Annotated in this window: 19 protein-coding genes; 12 read left to right on the top strand and 7 right to left on the bottom strand. The window is 40.0% G+C overall.

Features of this window, described 5'->3' with window-relative positions; translation table 11 throughout:
* Positions 1-565 precede the first annotated feature (565 nt).
* The 4 genes from ACYQ2C_RS03210 (at position 566) to ACYQ2C_RS03195 (ending at position 4,266) form a co-directional block, all read left to right on the top strand.
* Positions 566-1,030 (top strand): Tse2 family ADP-ribosyltransferase toxin, encoded by a 465-nt coding sequence (locus ACYQ2C_RS03210; RefSeq protein ID WP_460102106.1) that lies wholly within the window; start codon positions 566-568, stop codon positions 1,028-1,030.
* Positions 1,030-1,242, top strand: coding sequence for a hypothetical protein (locus ACYQ2C_RS03205; RefSeq protein WP_460049942.1), 213 nt, complete (start codon positions 1,030-1,032; stop codon positions 1,240-1,242). The genes ACYQ2C_RS03210 and ACYQ2C_RS03205 overlap by 1 nt, the downstream gene beginning before the upstream one ends.
* Positions 1,243-1,812: 570 nt before the next feature.
* Positions 1,813-3,384, top strand: coding sequence for an AAA family ATPase (locus ACYQ2C_RS03200; protein ID WP_460102110.1), 1,572 nt, complete (start codon positions 1,813-1,815; stop codon positions 3,382-3,384).
* A gap of 9 nt (positions 3,385-3,393) precedes the next feature.
* Entirely contained in the window at positions 3,394-4,266 is an 873-nt protein-coding gene (locus ACYQ2C_RS03195; RefSeq protein ID WP_460102112.1) for an HNH endonuclease, read from the top strand.
* 118 nt (positions 4,267-4,384) lie between these two features.
* Here the strand turns inward: ACYQ2C_RS03195 and bioD are convergent, their stop codons facing one another.
* The 4 genes from bioD to bioB form a co-directional block, all read right to left on the bottom strand.
* Complete coding sequence (gene bioD, locus ACYQ2C_RS03190; RefSeq protein ID WP_460102114.1) at positions 4,385-5,065, bottom strand: dethiobiotin synthase; 681 nt, start codon at positions 5,063-5,065, stop codon at positions 4,385-4,387.
* Positions 5,066-5,317: 252 nt separating this feature from the next.
* Complete coding sequence (bioC, locus tag ACYQ2C_RS03185) at positions 5,318-6,988, bottom strand: malonyl-ACP O-methyltransferase BioC (protein WP_460102116.1); 1,671 nt, start codon at positions 6,986-6,988, stop codon at positions 5,318-5,320.
* A gap of 11 nt (positions 6,989-6,999) precedes the next feature.
* Positions 7,000-8,181 (bottom strand): 8-amino-7-oxononanoate synthase, encoded by a 1,182-nt coding sequence (gene bioF, locus ACYQ2C_RS03180; protein WP_460102118.1) that lies wholly within the window; start codon positions 8,179-8,181, stop codon positions 7,000-7,002.
* A gap of 113 nt (positions 8,182-8,294) precedes the next feature.
* On the bottom strand, positions 8,295-9,413 hold the full coding sequence (gene bioB / locus ACYQ2C_RS03175; protein ID WP_460102120.1) for a biotin synthase BioB: 1,119 nt from the start codon (positions 9,411-9,413) through the stop codon (positions 8,295-8,297).
* A gap of 142 nt (positions 9,414-9,555) precedes the next feature.
* Between bioB and ACYQ2C_RS03170 the strand changes: the two genes are divergently transcribed.
* The 3 genes from ACYQ2C_RS03170 (at position 9,556) to cysE (ending at position 12,380) form a co-directional block, all read left to right on the top strand.
* Positions 9,556-10,341, top strand: coding sequence for a phosphoribosyltransferase family protein (locus tag ACYQ2C_RS03170; RefSeq protein ID WP_460102122.1), 786 nt, complete (start codon positions 9,556-9,558; stop codon positions 10,339-10,341).
* Between the two features lie 50 nt (positions 10,342-10,391).
* On the top strand, positions 10,392-11,378 hold the full coding sequence (locus tag ACYQ2C_RS03165; protein WP_460049954.1) for a serine/threonine protein kinase: 987 nt from the start codon (positions 10,392-10,394) through the stop codon (positions 11,376-11,378).
* A 180-nt stretch (positions 11,379-11,558) separates the two neighbouring features.
* The gene (cysE, locus tag ACYQ2C_RS03160; protein ID WP_460102126.1) at positions 11,559-12,380 is read left to right on the top strand and encodes a serine O-acetyltransferase; all 822 of its coding nucleotides are present in this window, start codon (positions 11,559-11,561) and stop codon (positions 12,378-12,380) included.
* Positions 12,381-12,536: 156 nt separating this feature from the next.
* On the opposite strand, the gene ACYQ2C_RS03155 is transcribed toward cysE, so the two are convergent.
* A complete protein-coding gene (locus tag ACYQ2C_RS03155) occupies positions 12,537-13,415 on the bottom strand; it encodes an RNA polymerase sigma factor (RefSeq protein ID WP_460102128.1) in 879 nt (292 codons plus the stop codon).
* 1,047 nt (positions 13,416-14,462) lie between these two features.
* Between ACYQ2C_RS03155 and ACYQ2C_RS03150 the strand changes: the two genes are divergently transcribed.
* The 3 genes from ACYQ2C_RS03150 (at position 14,463) to ACYQ2C_RS03140 (ending at position 17,126) form a co-directional block, all read left to right on the top strand.
* Positions 14,463-15,827 carry a pyridoxal phosphate-dependent aminotransferase gene (locus ACYQ2C_RS03150; protein ID WP_460102130.1) on the top strand — a complete coding sequence of 455 codons (1,365 nt, stop codon included), beginning with the start codon at positions 14,463-14,465 and terminating at the stop codon, positions 15,825-15,827.
* Between the two features lie 11 nt (positions 15,828-15,838).
* Positions 15,839-16,267, top strand: a complete 429-nt coding sequence (locus ACYQ2C_RS03145; protein ID WP_460049962.1) for a cupin domain-containing protein — start codon at positions 15,839-15,841, stop codon at positions 16,265-16,267.
* A 103-nt stretch (positions 16,268-16,370) separates the two neighbouring features.
* A complete protein-coding gene (locus ACYQ2C_RS03140; protein WP_460049964.1) occupies positions 16,371-17,126 on the top strand; it encodes a class I SAM-dependent methyltransferase in 756 nt (251 codons plus the stop codon).
* Between the two features lie 208 nt (positions 17,127-17,334).
* On the opposite strand, the gene ACYQ2C_RS03135 is transcribed toward ACYQ2C_RS03140, so the two are convergent.
* Both ACYQ2C_RS03135 and ACYQ2C_RS03130 read right to left on the bottom strand, forming a co-directional pair.
* Positions 17,335-19,059, bottom strand: coding sequence for a hypothetical protein (locus ACYQ2C_RS03135; protein ID WP_460049966.1), 1,725 nt, complete (start codon positions 19,057-19,059; stop codon positions 17,335-17,337).
* Between the two features lie 1,271 nt (positions 19,060-20,330).
* Positions 20,331-20,798, bottom strand: coding sequence for a GNAT family N-acetyltransferase (locus ACYQ2C_RS03130; RefSeq protein WP_460102133.1), 468 nt, complete (start codon positions 20,796-20,798; stop codon positions 20,331-20,333).
* 631 nt (positions 20,799-21,429) lie between these two features.
* Between ACYQ2C_RS03130 and ACYQ2C_RS03125 the strand changes: the two genes are divergently transcribed.
* Positions 21,430-22,308, top strand: a complete 879-nt coding sequence (locus tag ACYQ2C_RS03125; protein ID WP_460102135.1) for a hypothetical protein — start codon at positions 21,430-21,432, stop codon at positions 22,306-22,308.
* Positions 22,309-22,794 (top strand): hypothetical protein, encoded by a 486-nt coding sequence (locus ACYQ2C_RS03120; protein ID WP_460102137.1) that lies wholly within the window; start codon positions 22,309-22,311, stop codon positions 22,792-22,794.
* The last annotated feature ends 365 nt before the right edge of the window (positions 22,795-23,159 follow it).

The following is a 23,159-nucleotide window of genomic DNA, read 5'->3' as shown; positions in this document are numbered from 1 at the left end:
TATTTTAAATACCTACTCATATAAGAGTTTAATCAGAATTATCTTCTATCCCACAATGTGCAAGACAACTTAAAACTGAATATCATAAACGGCACCGCAAATTAATAACATAAAGTTATCAAAATCAGGAGTTCAGGTAACGACAAAATTACGAAAAAGCTAGAACACTCTTACTTAATCCAGCTTAAAAATTAGCTTTATAAAAAAACCAAATTCATTAAGTAAATCAGAAAAAACACTAATAAAGTTAATTTTTCACACAAACACAAAAAGAACATTTCGTGCAATAAAACTAACACAATACAACTTGCACAATAAAACCTAACCATCTAAAACTACATAACCATTCCAAAGAAATTAGGTTAAGACATTAAAAGGCAAAACTCTTAAAACTATTTGAATGACAAACCTGGCACCAAAACTAACAACTACATAAAAATTCACAAAAACGTGACTGTGTTAAAATCCTCAACAGATTGTCATTGAAAAATAAGGTCATAATAGATAGTTAAGAAACCTTGAAAACTCAATAGACTCGCTGAATAACAACTTTGGAAATGCCACCATGAGTACAGTAATTCTTAAAGATGTGTTAATTCAATCTGGAAAAATTAACCAATATTTTGAAGGCGCGGTACCAGTTAATTTGTGGCGAGCCAGGAATAAAAAGACACAAATTTATGTTTTCGATTTCGTCGAAAAAAATACTGTTCTATCCAACGGTCGACCAAGACTAGCAGACATTCAAATCGTCTCGAAAAACGGCGTTAAATGGGTTTCTGTAAAGTATCAACCCAGAGGAATTAGTACATTTGATGAACCAGGATTATCCAAAGGTAAAGACTGGGAGTATTATAGAATTCCAAAAGGTACGGAGCTTCCTAATGGGTTGGCAATTGTCAAAGATCAATTTAATACAAAATTTCAGGCTACTCATTATACAATAGCTCCAGCATATGATATGCCTCTATCCCAATTTAAAAATTTACTTCATTTGTTAGCTCAAAGAATTATAAAGGAAGCAATATAATGGAAATACCAAATCACATGGCCCCAATGCTCATTTCTGCCGTTCGCGATGGCTTACTCTATCAAGATCAACTGTTGAAAAGCGAAACCTTAAGAAACAGAGCAGACTACGAAGAGCATATATTACAGCTATCTCAATTTCTTGAATTTTTAAAAGAAGAATATAAGTCAATTGAGCAAGAAGCAGGTATTCCATTAGAGAATTTACTGTAATAAACGCTTCAAAAACTCGGAATAATTCTCTTTCCACTTACATACGTTTAAATGTTTTTTATGGAGCCAGAATAGTTACACAGTTTCGCAATAGACAGACCAATCACAAAAATCGAAGAGGATATTCTGAAACGACCAAAATTCTCAGCTATTATCGAGAAAATCTCTACAAACTATCCGCAAATTTACCTCCAAAATCAAAACACTGTCTATCTTGAAATCATAGCACTTCTAGATAGACAACGAGCCCGCCAATAGATAGTTCAAGACTCAATTTTGCTATTCTTAGAATTGTGGTATTAAGCATCGTAGTTACAGATGACAACAAGCTCATCCCCTAAAGAACTACGGCAATAAAATTTATGCCATGACGTCTTCAACATACTCAGACTAATAACCTGACAACTTACCAGTTGCAACTGAACTTAGCGTTAATTAAGCTAAAAAATAAATCGATATTTTAATAAAAATTTTTCATAAAAAATGACCAATAAAGCGGTAACTGACATAATACAAAAATATATTCTCAATTAATAACAATTAATTAAATTTATAATGGCGCTCACTATTATGTTGTTTCGGATTTTATCTAAAACTGCAAAAATTCCTGAGAAAGGAAATAGTTGTGGTTACCTAATCATAGACAACTGGAACGATTATTCATTTGTAACAATGTTCCATTTTTCATTTCATGACTCTGAAGGGAACCGCCATATAATTGGCCCGCTTAAAATTGGCTTCAAAGACCAGACAATAAAAACACGTACTCACGAAAGACTTCCAGAAGAATTCTCTACATTAGACGAAGAATTTTTCTCTCTTGGGCAAGTAGTAGATTTTTATCAAAATATGTCGAACTTACCTAGCGACCTTAAAAAAACAATATTATTTTCATTAAGAGATATTGTCATAAACCCCGACATTATAAATTCATTGATGGATCAAGATGTTTTTAGCACATCATTACTAAGACACATCAGTCTAGCAACCATAAAAGGTCAGTATGCCAGAGTACTTGAAGGAAAAGCTGAATTAACTAATTTCAAATTTAAATTTTTTAGACCTGAAAAACCAAAATTCGGAGATGTTGAACTCAGCTTTGAAGTCGAAGTAGATTCCACTCCCAGATCTAATATTCACGCCATCATAGGGAGAAATGGCGTAGGGAAAACAACTATTTTAAATGAGATGATAGACGCAATTACAAATAAAAGTAATTCAGTAGCAAAGTTTTTTGACCTTGAATACAACTCAGAAAAAGAAATTGCTAACGACTATTTTAGTAGTCTTGTCTCAGTTTCTTTTAGCGCTTTCGATCCATTTAATCCACCAAAAGAACAACCAGATCCAGCAAAAGGAACTTGCTATTTCTACATAGGTTTAAAAGATTTAACAAATACCGCACATCTTCGCTCCCTCAACAGTTTACAAAATGATTGCGTAGACGCATTAATTAGCTGCTTTTACAACGATAACAAAGCCCAACTTTGGGTAAACGCTATAAATACTCTAAGTTCAGATGAAAATTTTTTTATCATGCAATTAACTAGATTACATTCTAAATTTCTTGAACTTAATAATCAGAACAATGAAACAGATCAATCCGACTCAAACTTCTTTAAAACCAAATTTCAAGAATTAATCTCGCCAACGTTATCTCGCATGAGTTCTGGCCATGCAATTATACTACTCACGATTACCCGATTAGTAGCCAAAATGGAAGAAAAAACCTTAGTTTTACTCGATGAACCTGAAAGTCATTTACATCCACCATTGCTGTCGGCTTTTGTTCGCGCGCTCTCAGATTTACTTCATGATAAAAACGGACTCGCAATTATAGCCACGCATTCACCTGTGGTATTACAAGAAATACCGAAGTCATGTGTATGGAAAATTTTTAGAAGAAGTGAGAATGTAATTGCAGATAGACCATCGATAGAAACTTTTGCCGAAAATGTGGGGATTTTAACTAGCGAAGTCTTTAGCCTAGAGGTCGAAAAATCAGGGTTTCACGATATTCTTACTAAATCAGTTCAATCAGGTAAAACCTATGAGGAAATAGTGAATGAATACAACGACCAAATTGGGTTTGAAGGTAGAGCTCTATTACAGGTTCTTATAACTAAGCGTGACAGAGGATAGTTAAGATCTATGATTCGCCTTCAAGAGTCTCCGTTTACGTTCGATCAAATTATTAATGCTTGTATACTTGGCATTACTGGAAATGACCAATTAAAGTGCGGAATAACGATAAGCGCAGAGAGTCTCAAGGAGCTCGAAGAGCTATACATAAGCGCTGCTAAATCTGGCCAACTGTACACTATCGAGCATGTTGATACCGGTAATAGCTCTTTGAGAGTCAATTCTCTAGATAAAGATGATTTAATAAAATTATACAAACAATATTTCAGTTCAAAGGGAAAACCAGCTTATAAAATATACGATGCAATTTTAAATGCTGCAAAGGGATCATGCCCTTATTGTGGAGGCATTGGCACGCCAAGAAATCTAGATCATTATTTACCTAAGACATTTTACCCACAATTCTCCATCCTACCAGGCAATCTTATTCCCTCTTGTAGAGACTGTAATATGGACGGAAAATCCCAAAAATTCTCAACATCTGCTAACAATCAGGTAATTCAACCTTATTTTGATAACGAGAGGTTTTTTTCAGATCAGTGGATCTTTTCTACTTATATTGTCGATAACTATTCTAACGTAGGACAATTTAGATATTATGTATCGCCACCGGATAGCTGGCCAGAAATTGATAAGCAACGAGCGTCAAAACACTTTAATGATTTCGATATATCCACACGGTACTCCAGAAAGGCAGCCGAACTTCTTGGCATGGTAATTGTGCAAATAAAATCTATGGAGAAAGAGAATATCAATGCAACCGTGATCCAATCAACAATTTTACAACCGGGAATCGATACTGCACAATTCGCAAATCACTGGCAAAAAGGCATGTATCAAGCATTAAGTACTTATTACTTAGGAGATTCTGAAAACCAATAACACTCGTCGTAATAAATAATTTAGTTTTTTTAAAAAATTGTATTTAGAATAACTCCTCAAAGAAATTGACCAAATTAAATTTTACTCTATTAAACTTGAGCTTATTAAATTTAAAAATCTAAACTAATACTTCTATCGAAAGATACTCACTCGCTTTTTGCGCGTTTTCGCATTTAGGTACCACACCCAACAATGGTGCTTGTATTCTCTCGTAAATACTTTGAATATTTTCTTGTACACATTCAGCGTTGTCATCCATGCAGTTTGCAACCCAGCCAGCGATAGGTAGGCCTGCTTGGCGAATGGCGTTGGCGGTAAGTAGTGCATGGTTGATGCAGCCTAGGCGGATGGCGACCACTAAAATGACGGGCAGTTGTAGCTTTATGGCGATGTCGGCGAGGGTTTCGCGTGGATTTAGGGGTACAAACCAGCCACCGGCGCCTTCCACTAGCCAGAGGTCCGCACGATTCATAAAGGCGCCTTGGATAAATCCGGTGAGTCGTGAGGTTTGCAATACTTTATTTTCGTGACTGGCGGCTAGGTGCGGTGCTATGGCTTCTTTTAACGCAACTGGGTTGACCGACTGATACGGCAAGCTCAAGGTCATAGAATCGATAAGTGCTAGCGCGTCTTCGTTTTTTAAAATGCCGTCTTGCTCTACACAACCTGCTGCAACGGGTTTTAATGCGCCGGTTGTTAAGCCTTGTGCTTTGGCTTTTTCGAGCAACGCACAGGTAATAAAAGTTTTACCCACTTCGGTATCGGTGCCGGTTACAAAGAATTTGTTGGATTTTCTCATAGTCACTAAAAAAAATAATTTTTTGTTTAAAAATAGCCTTAGTTAAAAACAGCTTTTGTTCGAAAACAACTGTCGTTTAAATATCAACGGCCGATTACTGTTATAGGAAACTCTGATTAAACTAGAGTTTCTCGCGACACAAGGATGTATCGCCAATTTCAAGAACTGAGTGATTGAAATTGTAAATCGCGTTGTCAATTTTTGTCCTCTAATTACATCGTGGATGAGTCAATCAGAGGTTCCTATAGACTGTCAGCCAGAAAACGATAAATAATACACTTCATAAGTAAGTGGTAGACCTTGATCTACTCGAAATTGTTCGTAACTTTCTTTTAAGCGCAACAGCCTCTGCTTGCCACCCAAACCACCAGCACGATTTTGATTTACATTGTGCGCACCAATATCACGAATACTTTTAATTAATTCGCCAAATTCAGAAAAATACAGAGTAATAATTTCTGTATGAATACTAAAATCTTTAAGTTGTAGCTTTTTTGCGATATCAACAAGAACTTGGTCGGCGAGAAAACGATTTACATGTCGGTAGTCATCAACACTTTTCCATGCCGCTTTTAGTTCCAATAAGCTTTGCGGGCCAAGGGTTGAAATAAATGCACGAGCTTCTGGTTTTAAAATCCGATTAATTTCCGACAATAATTTTGCTGGCTGTTCACACCATTGCACCGACAAGCTGGAATACAAGGCATCAAAGCTATTATTTAAAAACGGTAATGATTCTGCATCGCCCACACTAAACAAGGGTTTTCGATAATGGTGCTGCGCAAAACTTGCCATGCCGTGGGAAATATCAACACCGGCAATATGGTGATATGAGTTGCTTAATTGATTCGAAAAAAATCCGGTACCAGAACCTAAATCTAACACATTGAGTTCGGTTTCTTGCAATGAGTTCTGATTTATATACTGGCGATATTGATGTAAAAGCTCTGCGCCAACTTGGCGTTGAAAATCAGCAACATCGTCGTATTTTTCTGCGCAACGACCAAAAGATTCAGCAACCAGATATTTATTTCTGTGCGGTTGGTGTTCTTGCACGAAATCGACGATACGCTTAATAAGCTCTTCTGGAATTTCTAAGTGCAAAGCGTGACTGCTATTAAGGCTTACATATTTTTGTTCACAAGGCGCAGCTTTAGAAAGATCCTCTAAATCAGCGATACAGGTTTTTGGAACCAGTTGGTCGCCTTCTGCTAATAGGTGTAAACCGGGCACAATAATCGAAGCATAATTCTTTTGATTATCTATACTGTGTAACCAGTCTAGAGTTTTTGATAAATTGTTCACTTCTAGCTGTTGTGAATAAAGATCACGTAGTTGCTTAAGTAAGGTTTTTGAGGTGTTGGTATTTTCTGAATTTGGATTACCTGCTACCAATTGCGCAAACTGTTTTAAGGTTTTTTGCGCATTTTGTTGCACACTGTTGGCAAAGTTTTGATACACCAAATCGTCCATGGCATTTGGCCACTGATCCGATTGTGTAAACCGTGCATTAGCGGCCAAGGTAATTACGGCGCTCACTCTCTGTGGATATAAATGGGCAATTTGCATAGCCAACATGCCACCCAACGACCAACCCAAATAAATACCAACCTTGGGTAAAACCGATAACAATGATTCTATGTTGATGGCTAAATGTTTATTCTCACCAAAACCCGGTAAATCAATAATATAAACATCAAAATAGTCACGCAGCTTTACACCAAAGCCTTGCCAAGATTGCGAATCACACCCCCAACCGTGCAACAAGACCAAAGGTTCGGCGCTGATGGGTTTTTGCAAGCATGCGTAAAATCCCGGTGCTAAATAACTCGGTTGATTTTTTTCCAATGTAATTTCGATGGTATTTTTCGGTGAGTTTAAAACCTGCTCGCAAGAGGCTTTTAAAGTTGGAGTAGACTTCATAAAACTTTTACTTAACGAGCAGAAGAAACAACAAAACGTTCATTGGCGTCAATCAATAAATTTACCAGTGAATCAATGTCTTCTAAAGAATGACTGGCGGTGAGTGTTACGCGCAAACGCGCCGTACCCGCAGGAACTGTTGGCGGGCGAATAGCGCCAACCAATACACCCTGCTCTTGTAACCATTGGGCAACCTTTAGAGTTGTTTCTTGGTCGCCAATAATAATCGGTTGAATGGCGGTGTGTGAGGTTAGTAATTCAAGATTGGTCTTTTGCATTTTTTCACGAAATACGCGAATTAATTCAGCGAGGTGAGTTCGCAAACCTGTGCCTTCGCGAATAATTTTGAGCGATTGGCGTGTGGCTGCGGCAACCGCCGGTGGTAACGCGGTGGAATAAATATAAGGTCTGGCGAATTGAATGAGAGTTTCTATAAGGGTTTCGCTACCCGCTACAAACGCGCCATAGGTGCCAAAGGCTTTACCTAGGGTTCCCATCAGCACGGGTACATCATTCGCGCTTAAATTCTCGGCTTCACACAGGCCCGCGCCGGTGGCACCAAGCACACCAAAGCCGTGGGCATCATCAACCATTAACCACGCATTATGCTGCTGGCAAATTTGGCTAATTTCTCGAAGTGGCGCAAGGTCGCCATCCATACTAAACACGCCATCGGTAACGACGATTTTGCGGTTGGCTTTTGGCGTGAGCATTTTTTCTAGACTGTTTAAATCGCAGTGTAAATATCGTCGAAATTTAGCACCGCTCGATAAACCTCCGTCTAATAAAGAGGCGTGATTTAATTTATCTTCGGCAACCAAATCGCCTTGGCCGAGCAAAACATTCAAACACGCTAAATTTGCGGCATATCCGTTGGCAAATAATAAAGCACGTTCACGCCCGGTAAATTCAGCCAATTCTTGTTCTAATAAATGATGCTGTTCGTGATGACCAATCACCATGTGCGAGGCACCACTACCTACACCATAACGTGCTGCGGCTTCGGTAAAAGCAGTGATTACATCAGGATGATTGGCAAGACCCAGATAATCGTTGCTGGCAAAATTTAAATAATGCTGAGCATTAACCTGAACGCGACTGTTTTGGGCAGATAATAAAACTTTGCGTTGACGGTATAAATGCGCCTCGTGACGATCAAGCAGGGCTTGTGTTAATTGTTGCTCAATCGTCATGGCAATCTTCCGTCGCAGTAAAAAAGAGATAAAAGAAAATCTAATGAATTTGAAGAAACCTCTGATTAAATCGCCATTGCATTCATCAGAGATTTCAAACTGTTTTTAATTGATCAAACGGCGGCTGTTACGTCGGAATTAATCGGCGTTTTTACCTGGGCGGCGTCATAGAAAAACGCCTGGTTTTTTTGCGCTTCTATTTTCTGTTCCAAAGCCACTTGTTCAGTGGAATCATCCACGTGGGTTTCGCGCTGTTCGGGTTTTAGGTTTAAACGCTCAAACAATTGCATGTCTTTGTTGGCTTTAGGGTTTGGCGTGGTCAGGAGTTTTTCACCATAAAAAATCGAGTTGGCGCCAGCCAAAAATGCCAAAGTTTGAGTTTGATCGTTCATGTCTTCACGACCGGCCGACAAACGCACGTAAGACTTCGGCATTAAAATGCGCGCAACGGCAATAGTGCGAATAAAATCAAACGGATCAAGATCGGGGTTATCGGCCAACGGTGTTCCGCTGACACGCACCAACATGTTGATAGGTACCGATTCGGGATGTTCCGATAAATTCGCCAATTGTTGCAGAAGACCGGCGCGATCGTTATCCGATTCACCCATGCCGACAATGCCACCGGCGCAAATTTTCATGCCGGATTTACGCACGCGATCAAGGGTTTCAAGCCGGTCTTGATAGGTTCGAGTGGTAATGATTTCGCCGTAATATTCTGGCGACGTATCAAGATTGTGGTTGTAGTAGTCCAAACCGGCGTCGGCCAGCTCTTGGGCTTGTTCGTCTTTTAACATGCCAAGCGTCATACAGGTTTCAAGACCCAATTCTTTAACGCGTCGAACCATGTCGGTAACGTAAGGCATGTCTTTCGATTTTGGTGAACGCCATGCGGCACCCATACAGAAACGGGTTGCCCCGGCTTCTTTTGCAGCTTTGGCTTCTTCTACCACGGCATCAACGCGCATCAGTTTTTCGCGCTCAAGACCGGTATCGTAACGAGCCGACTGCGGGCAATAGGCGCAGTCTTCTGGGCAGGCGCCGGTTTTGATCGAACACAAGGTGCTGACTTGCACTTGGTTGGGATCAAAATAAGCTCGGTGTACACTTTGCGCTTGGAAAAGAAGATCCATAAACGGTTTGTTAAATAGCGCGAGGATTTCTTCTCGTTGCCAATCGTGGCGAATTGCAGGTTCAAAGGCAGACATCACCGAACTCCAGCTGTCAGTCATTAGATAAAATCAGAGCAAGGCAGTCTAAACGAAAGCAAAAAGCTGTCAACCAAGTTATAAAGTTTTGGTTTACTACTCTTAGATCAGTAAAATTTTTAACGTTAAATCAAGATGTTAACATCTCGAACACAAGGATGTATCTGTGCAAGCAACCCAAAGAAAGTGGTTCGGCATCACCAAGCGTTGGTGGCATAAGGCCACAGATCTCACATCGATTGCGGCCGCACAGTTTTTACAGAGTTGCGTTATTTGTCACGACGCTATTACCGAACACAACCGCTCCATTCACTCCCAAAAGATTTGCTCGCTGTGTTGGCAGTGCCTACCGTGGATTGATCAGCGCTGTGGCACCTGCGGTTTACCGCTGGCCGTAAGCGCAATCCAATGTGGTGTTTGCGCCAATCAAAGGCTCAGTTACGAACGTTGCTTTTGCCCGCTGCGCTACGATTTTCCGGTAGATGTATTGATTCGCAACTTCAAAGACGCGCGACAATGGCCGGTTAAATCGGCCTTGGTAGATCTTCTCAACAGCGCTCATCAAGAGCTGGATTTTAAGCAGTTCGACCTTATCGCCGCAGTGCCAAGTCACTGGCGCAAGCGCTGGCAGCGGGGTTTTAATCACAGTTACGAACTGGCCGTTACGCTCGCGAAGCAACGCAACATCCCGTTGGTAACGGATTTTAAACGCGTTAAATTCGGCCAAGACCAACGCCTGCTGACCCGCAAAGAGCGCTTAAAAAATCTCGAAAACACCTTTGTTTGTAAGCAAGATCTTAGCGGACAACACGTTTTATTACTCGATGACGTGGTCACCACCGGCGCCACCATTGAGTCTGCCGCTAAAGCCTTAGTCGCGGCAGGGGCCAAACCGCCGGTTGTTTTGGCCATTGCGCGAACACCAGCTCGCCAAAAGCCAACAACTCGCTAGAGAATTCATCGTTCAGTCGTTAGAATTCGTTTTTGAATCGAGACACCTCTATGATTGACTCACAACATCCTTACAATTCTCTCACGCCAGATGCCGTGTTAGACGCCGTAGAATCGTTGGGTTATCTCAGCGACGCTCGCATACTTGCGCTCAACAGTTACGAAAACCGCGTATACCAAGTGGGAATTGAGGGTAAAAGTCCGATCATTGCCAAGTTTTACCGGCCTAATCGCTGGAGCCGCGAGCAAATTCAAGAAGAACACGACTTCGCCGAGCACTTGCTGGATCTTGAGATTCCCGTAGTGCCGCCGCTTAGAGATGACAGCAACGTGAGCCTTCATCACTTTGGCGATTTCTTGTTTGCTGTTTACGAACGCAAAGGCGGTCACGCACCAGAGCTGGATAATCTCGATTGCTTACACGTCATTGGTCGCTTAATTGGCCGAATGCATTCGTTGGCTAAGCAAGCGCCCTTCAAGCATCGCCCAATTCTGGATATTCAAAGCTTTGGTATCGAATCGCGAGAGTTTTTGCTGAGTAACGATTTTATTCCCAAAGAATTGGTGCAAGCCTACGATTCGCTGACTCAAGATTTAATAACGCAAATCCAAGCACGTTTTGGGCAAGTTAAGTTTGACAATATTCGCCTACACGGCGATTGCCACCCCGGCAATATTTTATGGCGCGACGACAGCGCTTTTTTTGTTGACCTTGATGACGCGCGAATGGGGCCTGCGGTACAAGATTTGTGGATGTTATTGTCGGGCGATCGCGTACAACAAACCTCTCAACTTGATGAAGTCTTAGACGGTTACCAACAATTCTGCGACTTTAATCACGCCGAATTAGTATTGATTGAACCCTTGCGCACTTTACGAATCATGCATTATTCGGCTTGGCTGGCACGCCGCTGGAACGATCCCGCGTTTCCAATGAATTTTCCATGGTTTAACAGCGCGCGATATTGGTCGGAACATATTTTAGAGCTGCGCGAGCAATTTTCTGCTATGCAAGAACCACCGTTGGCTTTGTGGTAATCGGCTTTGTGGTAGCAGTTAGCCGCCACCACAACTCAGCAATAGCGACCTTTTCGACCAGGTCGCAAACAAAAACCATCATCGGCAAGAAATGTATATAAATTGGTCTAATTCTTGAAAAACCATCAAAAGGCCAAAACTAAGAGCAACCTCAGAGAAAATTACACTTGGAGCTTCAAGGTGATCGAAGAAATTTGGGAGAATATTCGTCGCGAGGCGATGATTAACGCCCATCAAGAACCCATTCTTGCGAGCTATTTGCACGCGACCATACTCAACCATACATCGCCTATGGCAGCGCTCAGTTACATACTGGCCAGCAAGCTCGACGGCCCAACTGCTTCAGCACTGTTGATCCGCGAAGTCATCGAAGAAGCCTTCGAAGCCAATGCAACTGCCTTCTCAGAAGCCGTCGCCTACGACCTAGACGCCGTGCTTAAAAGAGATTCGGCCTGCGACGAATTCTCAACGCCCTTTTTGTATTACAAAGGTTTTCACGCCTTACAAGCTTACCGAGTTGCCCATTGGCTGTGGAATCAAAACCGTAAGCCTTTCGCCTTGTTTTTGCAAAACAGAATTTCTGTGGTGTTTTCTGTGGATATACATCCGGCGGCGGTTATTGGTAAAGGCATTATGTTCGATCACGCCACCGGTATTGTGGTTGGCGAAACCGCTCGCGTAGATGATCACGTATCGATTATGCAATCGGTAACCCTTGGTGGCACCGGCAAAGAAAGCGGCGACCGGCACCCAAAAATCCGCCGTGGCGTTTTAATTGGCGCGGGTGCAAAAATTCTCGGCAACATTATTGTCGGCGAAAACGCCTTGGTTGGTGCCGGTAGCGTGGTACTCAAAGAAGTAGAACCACACGCAATTGTAGCCGGAGTTCCCGCCGTTAAAGTGGGCGAAACCGGACAGCGAAACCCTGCCGATGAAATGTGTTACGACTGGGAAGAGAAGACCTCAATTACCCACGAAAATACCGCCAAACTTCCTCTGTAATAGCACATATCAAACGAAATAGCACATATCAAACGAGCAAACAAAAACGCCTTATTAAAAGGCGTTTTTTGCGAATCAAGAATTAAGAATTAAGAATTAAGAATTAAGAATTAAGAATTAAGAATTAAGAATTAAGAATTAAGAATTAAAGAGTGTCTACGCCGTGACCTGGGTGCCATTTACGGTCGAGCGGTGATTCACCGAGGCAACCGTTGCGTGAACCCAATTAATGTATTTCTCATTATTTTCATCACTAGGTACATTTCTTAATAATTCGGCGGTACGTTGCGATTCTTGTAAATCGCGAATCATTTTTAACACTTCGGGAAAACGTTCAGGATGGCTGCGGTCACTGGCGAATACCAAATTGTTTCGATTCAAGCGTCCCATATTCATAGATTTACTGACCTGTTTATGACAACGACAGCGATTTGACTCTTTCACCAAACCGCAATGTTGCATAGTTACTTCATTCACTTTAGAGCGCGCCCGAGATAATTTTTTACGGTAATTATCTTGAGAGATATTCATCACCTGGGAACCATCGGAATGATCCATTTCGAAAATTTCGCCCAGAATATACGTCATTCGTGCTTCGTCGTCTAAACACTGCAATAACGCCAAGGTGCAGGCAACCCTTACCTCTTGCAGTAATTGTTGATAATCTGGCTTATCAACTTCGGCTTCGTCATGGTCGTTAATATCAATATAAATGCCTTCGGCAAACTGCTCAAAGGTCAGTGAATTTTCGCTTTTTTTACTGTTTTTTAGCGAAATTAATAGATTGTAAGCCAACCTATACACCCATGTGGTAAATTTACTTTCACCTTTAAAACTGTGAATATTTTTAACGATACGAATATTAATTTCTTGACATGCGTCTTCTGCGTCATGAGGATTTGAAAAAAACCGCAATGCAATGTTGTACATTTTATGCTGTAATTGAAGCAATACCTCATTTAATGCAGATTGATTCCCCGATTGAGCGTCTAACACAAGGGCATCTAAATCTGCATTGAGAGCTGAATTTTCCATATAAATACCTTTTTATTTTAAAATCCACTTACACAACAGAATATTTATTGTTATATTTTTTTAATTACAATGACTAAACTTATCTTTTAAAATCCTGTTTCTTTTAAAATCTTGTTGACTTTTTCATCTATTTTTTAAACGATCTTTGCCAACATTTTTTACTCATAACACTATTTACTCACAACGTTGTTCACTCACAACATTGTTCACTCACAATATTGCTACTATTAACTGCTAACTGCCCGTACAAATTTATTAGCAACCATTACTATTTATTAGTTATTAGCAACCATTAAGATGCAATTTAAATTGCTAAAAAATTCCCAAACTGAGATCTCGAAATAACTCTAATGTTCAAAGTACTTTGGTCTTAAAATTACTTTGGTCTTAAAGCACTCTGCCCCCCACGAAATACAGCTCTCAAAGTAAAGCTGTTTAACACTACATTGTAACGACTAACGGGTTAAGTTAAAAAGTTCTCTTGCAACTATTGCGTGAAATTACACTCGTAATTTTGCATCAAACCAAAGGTTCCCACACCATAATGACAACTAAACTACCAAACGATAACCGTATTGGGGAGTGTCGATAAGATAAAACCAGTCTCATAGAGGTTTGCACCACAAACAAGATACTAAGATGAAGGAATTTGCATAATAATCTTATAAAAATGAAAGTCTACTGACAAACCAGTCTAACAATTCACATTTCCATAACTCACTTTAGTACGTATAGCAGAATGAGATATAAAAAATATTTTTAAAAACTGAACAGTTATACGTGTAACCATCATAGCTATAAAATACCGGCCATACTCAAAAATTGATCGCCTGACCAACACAATGAAATATTTAACTTATATCAAAAAGCAAATTTCAAAATTAGCCATTAAATACCCAGCTTATTACGATTATTTTAAAATTTAAAAATTCATTGGCACAAATTGAATCGGAGTATTAGTTAAAAAATTTTCTGTCACAGAAAATATCATGAACGAGTCTAAGCTACTAAACCAATAAACCTCCAAAAAATTGGAGAACGATAATAATGACGGTAGCTAATAACACACTCGTGCAGAAAAAATCAGACGCGAACTTATCATCCTTCAGTTTTAAATCGCTAAATTTAGACCCTAAAAACTTTAATGTAGAAGACTTCTGGCAAGCCATCGATCACTTAGAAAATACAACCGGTGCGCAATTTATTCGCATGGATTTCGGTGTTCCTGGCTTAAGAACTCTACCCAATTGCATAGATGTACAAAAATCAAATATTTCTAATGGCATTACCGCTAGGGCATACCCACCGCATATTGGCACAGAGTCTTTACGCAGAGAAATGTCGGTATTTATTAATGACCGCACCCATCTGCGCTTCACTAAAAATAATCTTTTTGCAACCTGCGGCGGCACCCAAGCATTGTATGTTGCGCAGGCCTTAGCCAGTGGCATTCATAATAATAAAGATTCAATTTTATATTTAACACCGGGTTACCCGCCCATGCTAAGCCAAGGGAAATCATTAGGTAAAAAAATTCTATGCATCGATACTACATTCTATCGCGATAACGAACTCGTTGAACAAATACAGGAACACTTTGCACAACATAAAATAGCAGCAATTGTGTGGGCAAGCCCAAGCAATCCTTTATGGAGCATTTTATCGCCAAAAGAATTATCAGCCATTGCACAACTTTGCGAAAAATACCAGGTAACACCCATTGAAGACATGACTTATCTGGGCATGCTCACTCAAGACAATGGCAATATTTTTAAAATTCCTTCCATTGGCCAATTTACGTCTAAATATTTAATGGTTTTTAGCAGCTCAAAAATACTGAGTTATGCCGGTGAGCGTATTGGTTTAATTGGTATATCCGATGGGCTACAACACGAAATCTATCCCGATTTAGAGCATTTATTTTCAACACAATCTATTCAAAAAGCCTGCGCGACATTTATTTTTAACACCACCGCGGGTGCACCTCATAGCGCACAACACGCCGTTGCCGATACATTAAAGAAGATTAACAATCGAGAAATTAATATTGAGCTAGAGCTAAACCGCTACTCAACTCGATCTAAATTTTTTAAAAAGTTACTAACAGCAAGTGGATTTACATTATTAGAACAAAAGCCGCCGCTAGCAAATCATAAAGTAATACCGCTCACTAACGTAAATCATTTAAACCCAGCTCATTCAATATACTTACCCAATGATGGCTTTTACGTGTGCTTTTATCACAAAAACTATACATCGTTTGAGCTTACACTGAAGCTACTGAATTTAGGCATAACAGTGCTACCGCTCAGCAGCTTTCACAGTGGACATACTCAAGGCGTACGAGCGTGTGTGGGTAGAGCTTCAATTAAAGCGCTCAATCAATTTAAAAATCGTCTGCACAATTTTTAAGGAGTTAAATTATGGTTGCACCCGAGCGTCAAACAGAAAGCCAATGGAATATTCGCTCCATTGATGAGAGCCCAAAACTCAGTTTAGAAGGCTTTGTTATGCATCGTATTCTGGATGGCTCTGGCATGGACGGCGTAGGTTGCGAATATGTTGTTATCGAACCGCACCGAGTGCTCGATCCTCACATTCACAAAAAAGGCCACGCTATTATTTTGGTAATAGAAGGCAGTGGATTTGCTCTGATTGGCGAATCTCGTCGACCCATTCAAAAACACTCCATTATTAATATTCCGCCCGGCACACCACACGGTTTAGAAGCGGGGGATGTATCTTTAGTTGTTTATGGGTTTCAAGTACCGGGAATTATTGACAACAATAACGATGCCGATATTTATTTTTTGCAAGACAATCGCAAAGGCGAGGTAGTCGCCTGCACCTAATTAAATTTTTTTAAACCGTTCGACCCTTCTCTATTTAATTTTTTTACTCATTACTATTTAAAGTTTTTAATTAAATTTGCCTACTTAATTCTTGGAGATAAACATGCAAACTGCAATCGATGACTCACGTTTTAACATTATCGCTCAATCTTACGAATACGCCATTGCAACCTATCCAGATGCTCGTAAAGACGGCGACTGGTTAATGGAAACACTTGATGTTCAACCGAAGGATGTAATTTTAGAAATATCAGCAGGCACTGGATTTTTAACACAAAAAATTGCAGCGCTTAATTTAAAAGGCACTTTATTTGCGCAGGACATTGCACCACGCACACTGCATTTAAATCGCGAAAAAAATAAACGCTTCGATCACATTCGTTACATTACCGATACCGGTGTGGTAGCCGACAACAGTTGTGATAAAGCGGTTTCGCTAGGCGGCTGGCATCACATGGAAGACCAAATTGGCATTACGCAAAATGCTATGAGTAAATTAAAACCCGGTGGCTATTTTTGTATGGGTGACTTCGCCGATAACTCCAGTATTCAACGCTATTTTGACGAAGTTGTTGATAATATTACTGAAACAGGTCACCAAGCATTATTCCCATCGTATTCTCGCCTTCTCAATATTGGCCGTTTCGCTAAAGCATCGAGCACCGAAATTGCCGAATTCGACGTGGCTTTCCACTTTGATAATTCAGCCGGCATTGGCGAATTTTTCCAAAAAGTTTTCGCCTTAGATCAAGACCCAGAAGATACTTATAAAGATGTAGAAAAGTATTTTGAAATTAAACTCGATCGCGGTCAGTTAGCGGTTATGGTTCCTTACGTGTATGCAAAATACACCAAGTAAAATTACGTGGGGGACTCCTATAAATTGGAGTCTCCTTTTAAATCTGGCGCCAATTAAATCCTCGGTTAAAAAAAGCCTTCGATAAAAAAGCCTTCGTATAAAAATCTACTTAAAAATAGTTACGCTATTGTTTTTCGATAGATGTAAATAAAAAAAGCCCGACATTTCTGCCGGGCTTTTTATTTGCATAATTTAATTCGAGATTAAATTATTCAGCAGCAACCACTTCAGACGCAGCAGGAGCAGCGGCGCTGGTACAAGATGGGAAGCTGAAGCTACATACACGGGTGTTCCATTGGAAGTTACCGGTTAGCTCAACGTATTCTTGGAAAGTCCAGAAAGTACATTGATCAACTGGGTCAACCGCAGTAGTCGAGTAATCACCCCAACGGCTTACGCCAGTTTGTACACCAGTTCCGTCCACACACGTTGCTTCTTGCTGAAGGGTACCAGCAGGGTCAGTAGTTTCACGACCGGTGAAGCGAACAGATGGGAACAAAGAGTTGCTTGATGCAGTGTAGGCTAAACCAATGTTACCAACTTGGTCGAAAGTCGCCGCACCCATCCAACGGTGAATGCCGTCGCCTGGGCCAAGGGTACCAGTATCGTCTACAGAGATCGCATCAGGATTACTGATATCAAAGGTCGCCCAACGCATACCCGCAACGTTTTGACCAGCGTTAATGGTGTGAGTTAAAACACCTTTCATGCCTTGACCTGGGAAGTTACGCGTAGAGAAACGGTACATGGTGAAGTTGTCTAGGCTGTCTAGCGAGCTACCAGGAGCAGGCTGAGACGCAGAACCAACACCACGCCAGCTTGGAACACCTTGCGACAATAATGGCTTAGCATCGAAGGTAGAGTTCGCTGGGTTATCCCAATCGGTACAGAATTCCCAGAATAGGTAACCGTCGGTACGTCGACTTTCAAGAGCGGCGCCGTATAGACCACAGCTTCCGGTAGGTGCTGGAGCACCGCCATCAATGTGAGCTGGCTGAATGCCGTCTGGGTTAGCGTTAGTGTTAATGCGGAACACAACAAATGATGCATTTGGATCGCCAGCAAGCATGGCATCACGATCAAACGCTACCGCATCGATACCACCAAAGGTTGCACCGTTGGTGAATTGACGGAAGGTCGCGTGGTAAGCACTTTGACCTGCGCCGTCACTCCAAAGACCAATTTTTGGATAGTCGTTAAAGTCGCCAGGAACGATTTCATAGGCGTAACGAGTGTAAGGACCGGCCGGATCATTAGTCTCAGAAATGGCGAAACATTGTAAGAACGGAGCTTGGTCAACCGCGAATTGGCTGAACACCCAACGGTCTGCCAAGTGATCGTAAATTACGATTGGGTCACCGCTGTTATCGGATTCACAACGACCGCCGAAACCTGCCCAGAAGCTATTGCCAGGGAAAGGACCGCCAACTACGGCGCCGGATTTGTTGTAGTAAGTCCAAACCAAGTTTGTGTAAGAAACCACAAACTCACGACCAACGTCACCAGTAACGTCAGGCGGAGCAATGCGGAAGCCTAAAACGTTGGCGTTGTCGTCGCTGCCAGGACCAGGAACGCTAACACCGCCAGTTGGTGTTAAAGGCGTTGGCGCAACGCCAGCCATTGGGTCAACATAGTTAGCGCTTGCAGCTGATGCAGAAACCGGAGTGCGAGCGTTAAATTTGTTAGGAACTTCACGGCTAGGACGTGGAGTTGCTGATTTTTGTACTTTTGGCATCTTCAACAATAATTCATCCAAACGCTCAGAAGTGCGATCGAACTGAACAGGTTGACGAACCATCATTTGATAATCCCCGGACTGTACCCACTCATTTGTGGACGCTTTTGCATCAGCTGCGAAGGCTTGACCAACCGCAGATGCTAAAAGCACACAGCCAGCACCAAGTGCCGCAACTTTGCTTTTATGGTTTAACATTTTAAGAGTAATCTCCAAACAGATAATACAGATTAATGCACGGTAATTTACAACCAAGGTTATAAAAATTTAGTTTTTATTATTTAATACAACTACTATAAATATCGTTGCATTTAATAAATGCAACGAACTCTCCTGAAAAAAAATTTCCAATACGCTGTATATTTTTATTCAAAAATTGAACACGTATAAAACCACCCACATTACAAAAGGTAATGCGTTACGTTTGGCGCGAAAATCAGCAAATAAAAAACATTAAAGATAAAAAAGCGAATTAACTCTGAGCGTTTACACCGAAAGAATTGGCTAATAACCCAAATAACAAACAGGCGGTTACAAAAACAGCAGCATCAAAGCACCACAATATTTATTTTTCACAAAAACTGTCTTGAAAAACATTACTCAGACGGAACATTGTTCAGAAGTAAACGAACAACCGAAAAAATCTCGCAGAATATTTTTTGGTTTAATTTAAAAATTAAATCAACCCATTAGAAATCGGCATCTCATTACCGCTAATACACAAAACAAAATCAAGCAGCCTAGCATAAGTAACAGCTATCCACGAACCCAAAAAATCACTTTAAAAAAGTTGAAACCTCACGCTCACAAGCATTTTATTTTCGCAAAAAAATTTATATCAATTCACCACAACAATTCACATTGCCAAAAAATTCATTACTGACAAAACAAACAGTCACAACTTATAAAAAACACAAACTTATAAAGTCAGCATCACACAGATAAATAAAGATGAGAAATATTTTTAACAACTAACCCTTCGACCACTACACTTGCACCGACGCGATTTTAGATACACGACTAAGACATATTGATTGTCCTTAAAACTTCTAGCAATGTAGGAACGCGTTGCCAACTTCAGAAAAAATAAGCAATTAACATGGTAAACAGATTGAATATCGCATTTTAACTTTTGCACTCTCGTTAAATCAGGGAAGAATTAATCAAAGTTTTTATAGTAAGTATTCACTTAGTCAATTTACGATCAAACATTGAAATTTAGAAAGAGTACAAAAAGATCATGTGAAGAAGATGGGATGAAGATCTGATGAAGAAAGTGAGATGAAGAAGATGAAATAAAAGAACGAATAAAACAGACGATACAAACCAATGCTCTACAGAATCTCTGATCATTCACACCGCATTATCAAAGATAATAAAAACAAAAAACGAGCGCACACGAATTTAATCCAATAAAACGCCGTTACCTGCAAAAGCAAAATGTAACAGCGCCAAACAAAATCAAAAACCTATCTTTTGACAGGAATTTTATAGGTCATAAACTTATGGTTGTATAAAGTTGTTTCATAAACAGACTCCGAGATTTTTTTCAAAAACCGGTACTCGGGGCGCGTCTCCAAAAAGTGAATAAAAACGAACTCATGTTTGAACTCCTCTGCCCAATTCATTAGCTGCTCAAAAATTCTGCGGCCCAATCCCCAAAACTTCTGATCAATAACAATGGCTATTTCAGGATTACCATTCTCCAACTGAATACCACACCAACCCGCCAGCTGCCCTTCAACCAAAACCGCCTGCACACGACAACCCGGTTGCGCATTAACCTGCTGTTTACCATCAATCCATTCCTGCAAACTGCTATCGGTAAATTCATCGTGACCCATCAAATGAGTACGAATATTTTTTTTATTTAACAAATCTTTTAAACGTTTTTTGTTGACCACATCTAAATCGACAAAACGAAGCTCACTTACCATATAAATAAAAATACCCCAATAAAAAATACGTAACCAATTGCGATCTAACGCATAAAACTATGAATAGGCAATATAAGAACCATCCAAGGTACCTTTAAGAGACAAAAATACCACAAACAAGACCAAATGCGGAGATTCATTTAAACCAGCTGGTTAAATGACACGAAGACCTTTGGAGATTAATACTTTAGTTTCAGAAAAAAAACGTGACGAACTCAGTTATTCAAGCACCGAACATATCATCGGGTTTAAAGCGTAAAAAATATAATTAATTCTCATATAATCATTAAAAAGCCACCTACTTTATGGATCTTATATGCAGTTACGAAGACCATAACAATCGAATTAAAAATCTCGATACAAATTTGAGAAGTAACTCCCATTATTTCGCCTCTCAAGAAATATATGAACCTTGCAACTTTAATACTGAAAACGTTAGTCTTACTTTATAGGCAAACTAATCGTAGATGCTTAATAATTTTTCAAAGAAAATATCTACTACGGTTTTAATCGAAATTGATGCGCAGCTAGATTATAAATCAGCAATCCAGATATCAATCGTTTCGATCCAACAATTTTTCGAAAATAGCAGTACTACTTATCATAAACTCATTCAAAGGAGTGCATGGAAATGATCTCAGAGCAAGAAAAGAAGGCGTTAAAACAACAAATGAAATCAGATCAACATGAAATATTCGTTGTATCAATTGAGGAAATGGACGCCATTGTAAGATCTTCCGCTAAAAGGAATTTACCGAAAATTAAAAATGTTTGGCAGAAAATAAAAGGCAAAGCCGAGGCCGGAGCAAGTTGGTACGCCTCAGCAGATGACTTGAGAACTCTAAGCAAACTCATAGGTGACCTTGGCGGGTTTACAACAAAAACCTACGTTAAAAATTATGGTGGAAAACCTCACATCGTAATAAAAGGTCACGCAGGCTTACGAAAAGTACTAACAAGCACGAAGTACGGAATCAAGAATCCTAAAGTGATTACTATGGGGTTAGGAAAAGCAGGAGCTATACATGCGGCAAAGTCTGGCGGGATTTTATCGATCGTCTTATTAACTGCTTATCGAATAGCAGACTATTTCTTGACAGATAAGGCAACGTTAAGCCAGCTTATTGGTTCTTTAGCAACCGATGTCGTTAAAGTTGGTTTGGCCACTGGTGCATCCATTGTAACAGCATCTGCCTTAGTAGGATTTGGGGTGACTTTGGCGATTGGTCCAATGATAGCAGTAATCGCCGTGGGTGTAGTAGCCTCAATGGCATTGGGTGAAATAGACAGTCGATATGGCATAACTGACAGAGTAATTCTAGGTTTGGATGAATTAAACCAGGATATTGAATCTAAAATAAAACAAACAAAACAAGACATATTTGACAAAACAAGCGCTGTTGCTGCTAAAATCATTGACTATGCAGTTGATTCAGCAAAAATTATTCTTATTGATGGGGCTAAGCATCAACTCAACAAGTTCTTATCTGGGAAGCCGAGAGCATTTTAAATGACGTACAAAAATAATGGATCAATAGTTACTAGAATATCAAGTTTTTTATTTTTTGTTGTTTTAACTATTGCGTCACTTTCATGGTTTTTCGCTAGTGCTTATAGCACTCTCCACTCCGTTAGTTACAACGATGAGACTGTGTATTTTAGTAAGGGAGCCATGTACGCCTTAGGCGCCGGAATTATATTGTTGCTGTTAACTCTACTGGGTTCTTATCAAAATATAAAAAAAGTTGAGTTATCAGCAACGCAATCAAAATGGGCGACACGAACTTTTATTTTCGCAGCCGTGTTTATGTTCGTATTTCCAATTGCCGCCCATTTTATGGTGAACAAACTTATATCAAAAAGCGGATACGTTGAATGCAAAGAACTGAGTTACCAATGGCTTCTTTATAAAAATTTAGTGTACACAAATAACGAATCAACTTGTGCATTATTAATTCAAGAAAAACAACTCACAAAACACTCAAGCAGTTTCTAAAAAAGAACCCTCTTCACCTATCCATCAGAAAATTCGATAACTTTAAACTTGGCGCCTCTCATTCCATTAAAAATTACGACTCAACTATTGGCGCCAACGAAAATTTCGGATGAGAAGCTTTACCCATTCCTCTCGTAAACACTTCAAAGAGACACTTTCCTCAAAATCAACTTAACCGGATTAGCCTACTAGAAAGACCGGGCTAGATTACCAGTAGAAATGATTTTGTGCGACTTATAATATTACAAGCAATTAATTTAGAAAAATATAACCACTAAGCATTCTCAAATGGTACCAGAGTTATTCAGACAAATATTCCACACCATATTCCAAGAACATAAATTAAATAAATTGGGAAAAAATTT

The sequence above is a fragment of the Sessilibacter sp. MAH3 genome, assembly GCF_054658275.1.
This window is presented reverse-complemented; position numbering and strand designations above follow the sequence as displayed.

What these genes read in the sequence shown, in the direction of transcription:
- ACYQ2C_RS03210 (WP_460102106.1), top strand. Translation starts at nt 566, where the DNA reads ATGAGTACAGTAATTCTTAAAGATGTGTTAATTCAATCTGGAAAAATT.
- ACYQ2C_RS03205 (WP_460049942.1), top strand. Translation starts at nt 1,030, where the DNA reads ATGGAAATACCAAATCACATGGCCCCAATGCTCATTTCTGCCGTTCGC.
- ACYQ2C_RS03200 (WP_460102110.1), top strand. Translation starts at nt 1,813, where the DNA reads ATGTTGTTTCGGATTTTATCTAAAACTGCAAAAATTCCTGAGAAAGGA.
- ACYQ2C_RS03195 (WP_460102112.1), top strand. Translation starts at nt 3,394, where the DNA reads ATGATTCGCCTTCAAGAGTCTCCGTTTACGTTCGATCAAATTATTAAT.
- bioD (WP_460102114.1), bottom strand. Translation starts at nt 5,065, where the DNA reads ATGAGAAAATCCAACAAATTCTTTGTAACCGGCACCGATACCGAAGTG.
- bioC (WP_460102116.1), bottom strand. Translation starts at nt 6,988, where the DNA reads ATGAAGTCTACTCCAACTTTAAAAGCCTCTTGCGAGCAGGTTTTAAAC.
- bioF (WP_460102118.1), bottom strand. Translation starts at nt 8,181, where the DNA reads ATGACGATTGAGCAACAATTAACACAAGCCCTGCTTGATCGTCACGAG.
- bioB (WP_460102120.1), bottom strand. Translation starts at nt 9,413, where the DNA reads ATGACTGACAGCTGGAGTTCGGTGATGTCTGCCTTTGAACCTGCAATT.
- ACYQ2C_RS03165 (WP_460049954.1), top strand. Translation starts at nt 10,392, where the DNA reads ATGATTGACTCACAACATCCTTACAATTCTCTCACGCCAGATGCCGTG.
- ACYQ2C_RS03155 (WP_460102128.1), bottom strand. Translation starts at nt 13,415, where the DNA reads ATGGAAAATTCAGCTCTCAATGCAGATTTAGATGCCCTTGTGTTAGAC.
- ACYQ2C_RS03150 (WP_460102130.1), top strand. Translation starts at nt 14,463, where the DNA reads ATGACGGTAGCTAATAACACACTCGTGCAGAAAAAATCAGACGCGAAC.
- ACYQ2C_RS03145 (WP_460049962.1), top strand. Translation starts at nt 15,839, where the DNA reads ATGGTTGCACCCGAGCGTCAAACAGAAAGCCAATGGAATATTCGCTCC.
- ACYQ2C_RS03140 (WP_460049964.1), top strand. Translation starts at nt 16,371, where the DNA reads ATGCAAACTGCAATCGATGACTCACGTTTTAACATTATCGCTCAATCT.
- ACYQ2C_RS03135 (WP_460049966.1), bottom strand. Translation starts at nt 19,059, where the DNA reads ATGTTAAACCATAAAAGCAAAGTTGCGGCACTTGGTGCTGGCTGTGTG.
- ACYQ2C_RS03130 (WP_460102133.1), bottom strand. Translation starts at nt 20,798, where the DNA reads ATGGTAAGTGAGCTTCGTTTTGTCGATTTAGATGTGGTCAACAAAAAA.
- ACYQ2C_RS03125 (WP_460102135.1), top strand. Translation starts at nt 21,430, where the DNA reads ATGATCTCAGAGCAAGAAAAGAAGGCGTTAAAACAACAAATGAAATCA.
- ACYQ2C_RS03120 (WP_460102137.1), top strand. Translation starts at nt 22,309, where the DNA reads ATGACGTACAAAAATAATGGATCAATAGTTACTAGAATATCAAGTTTT.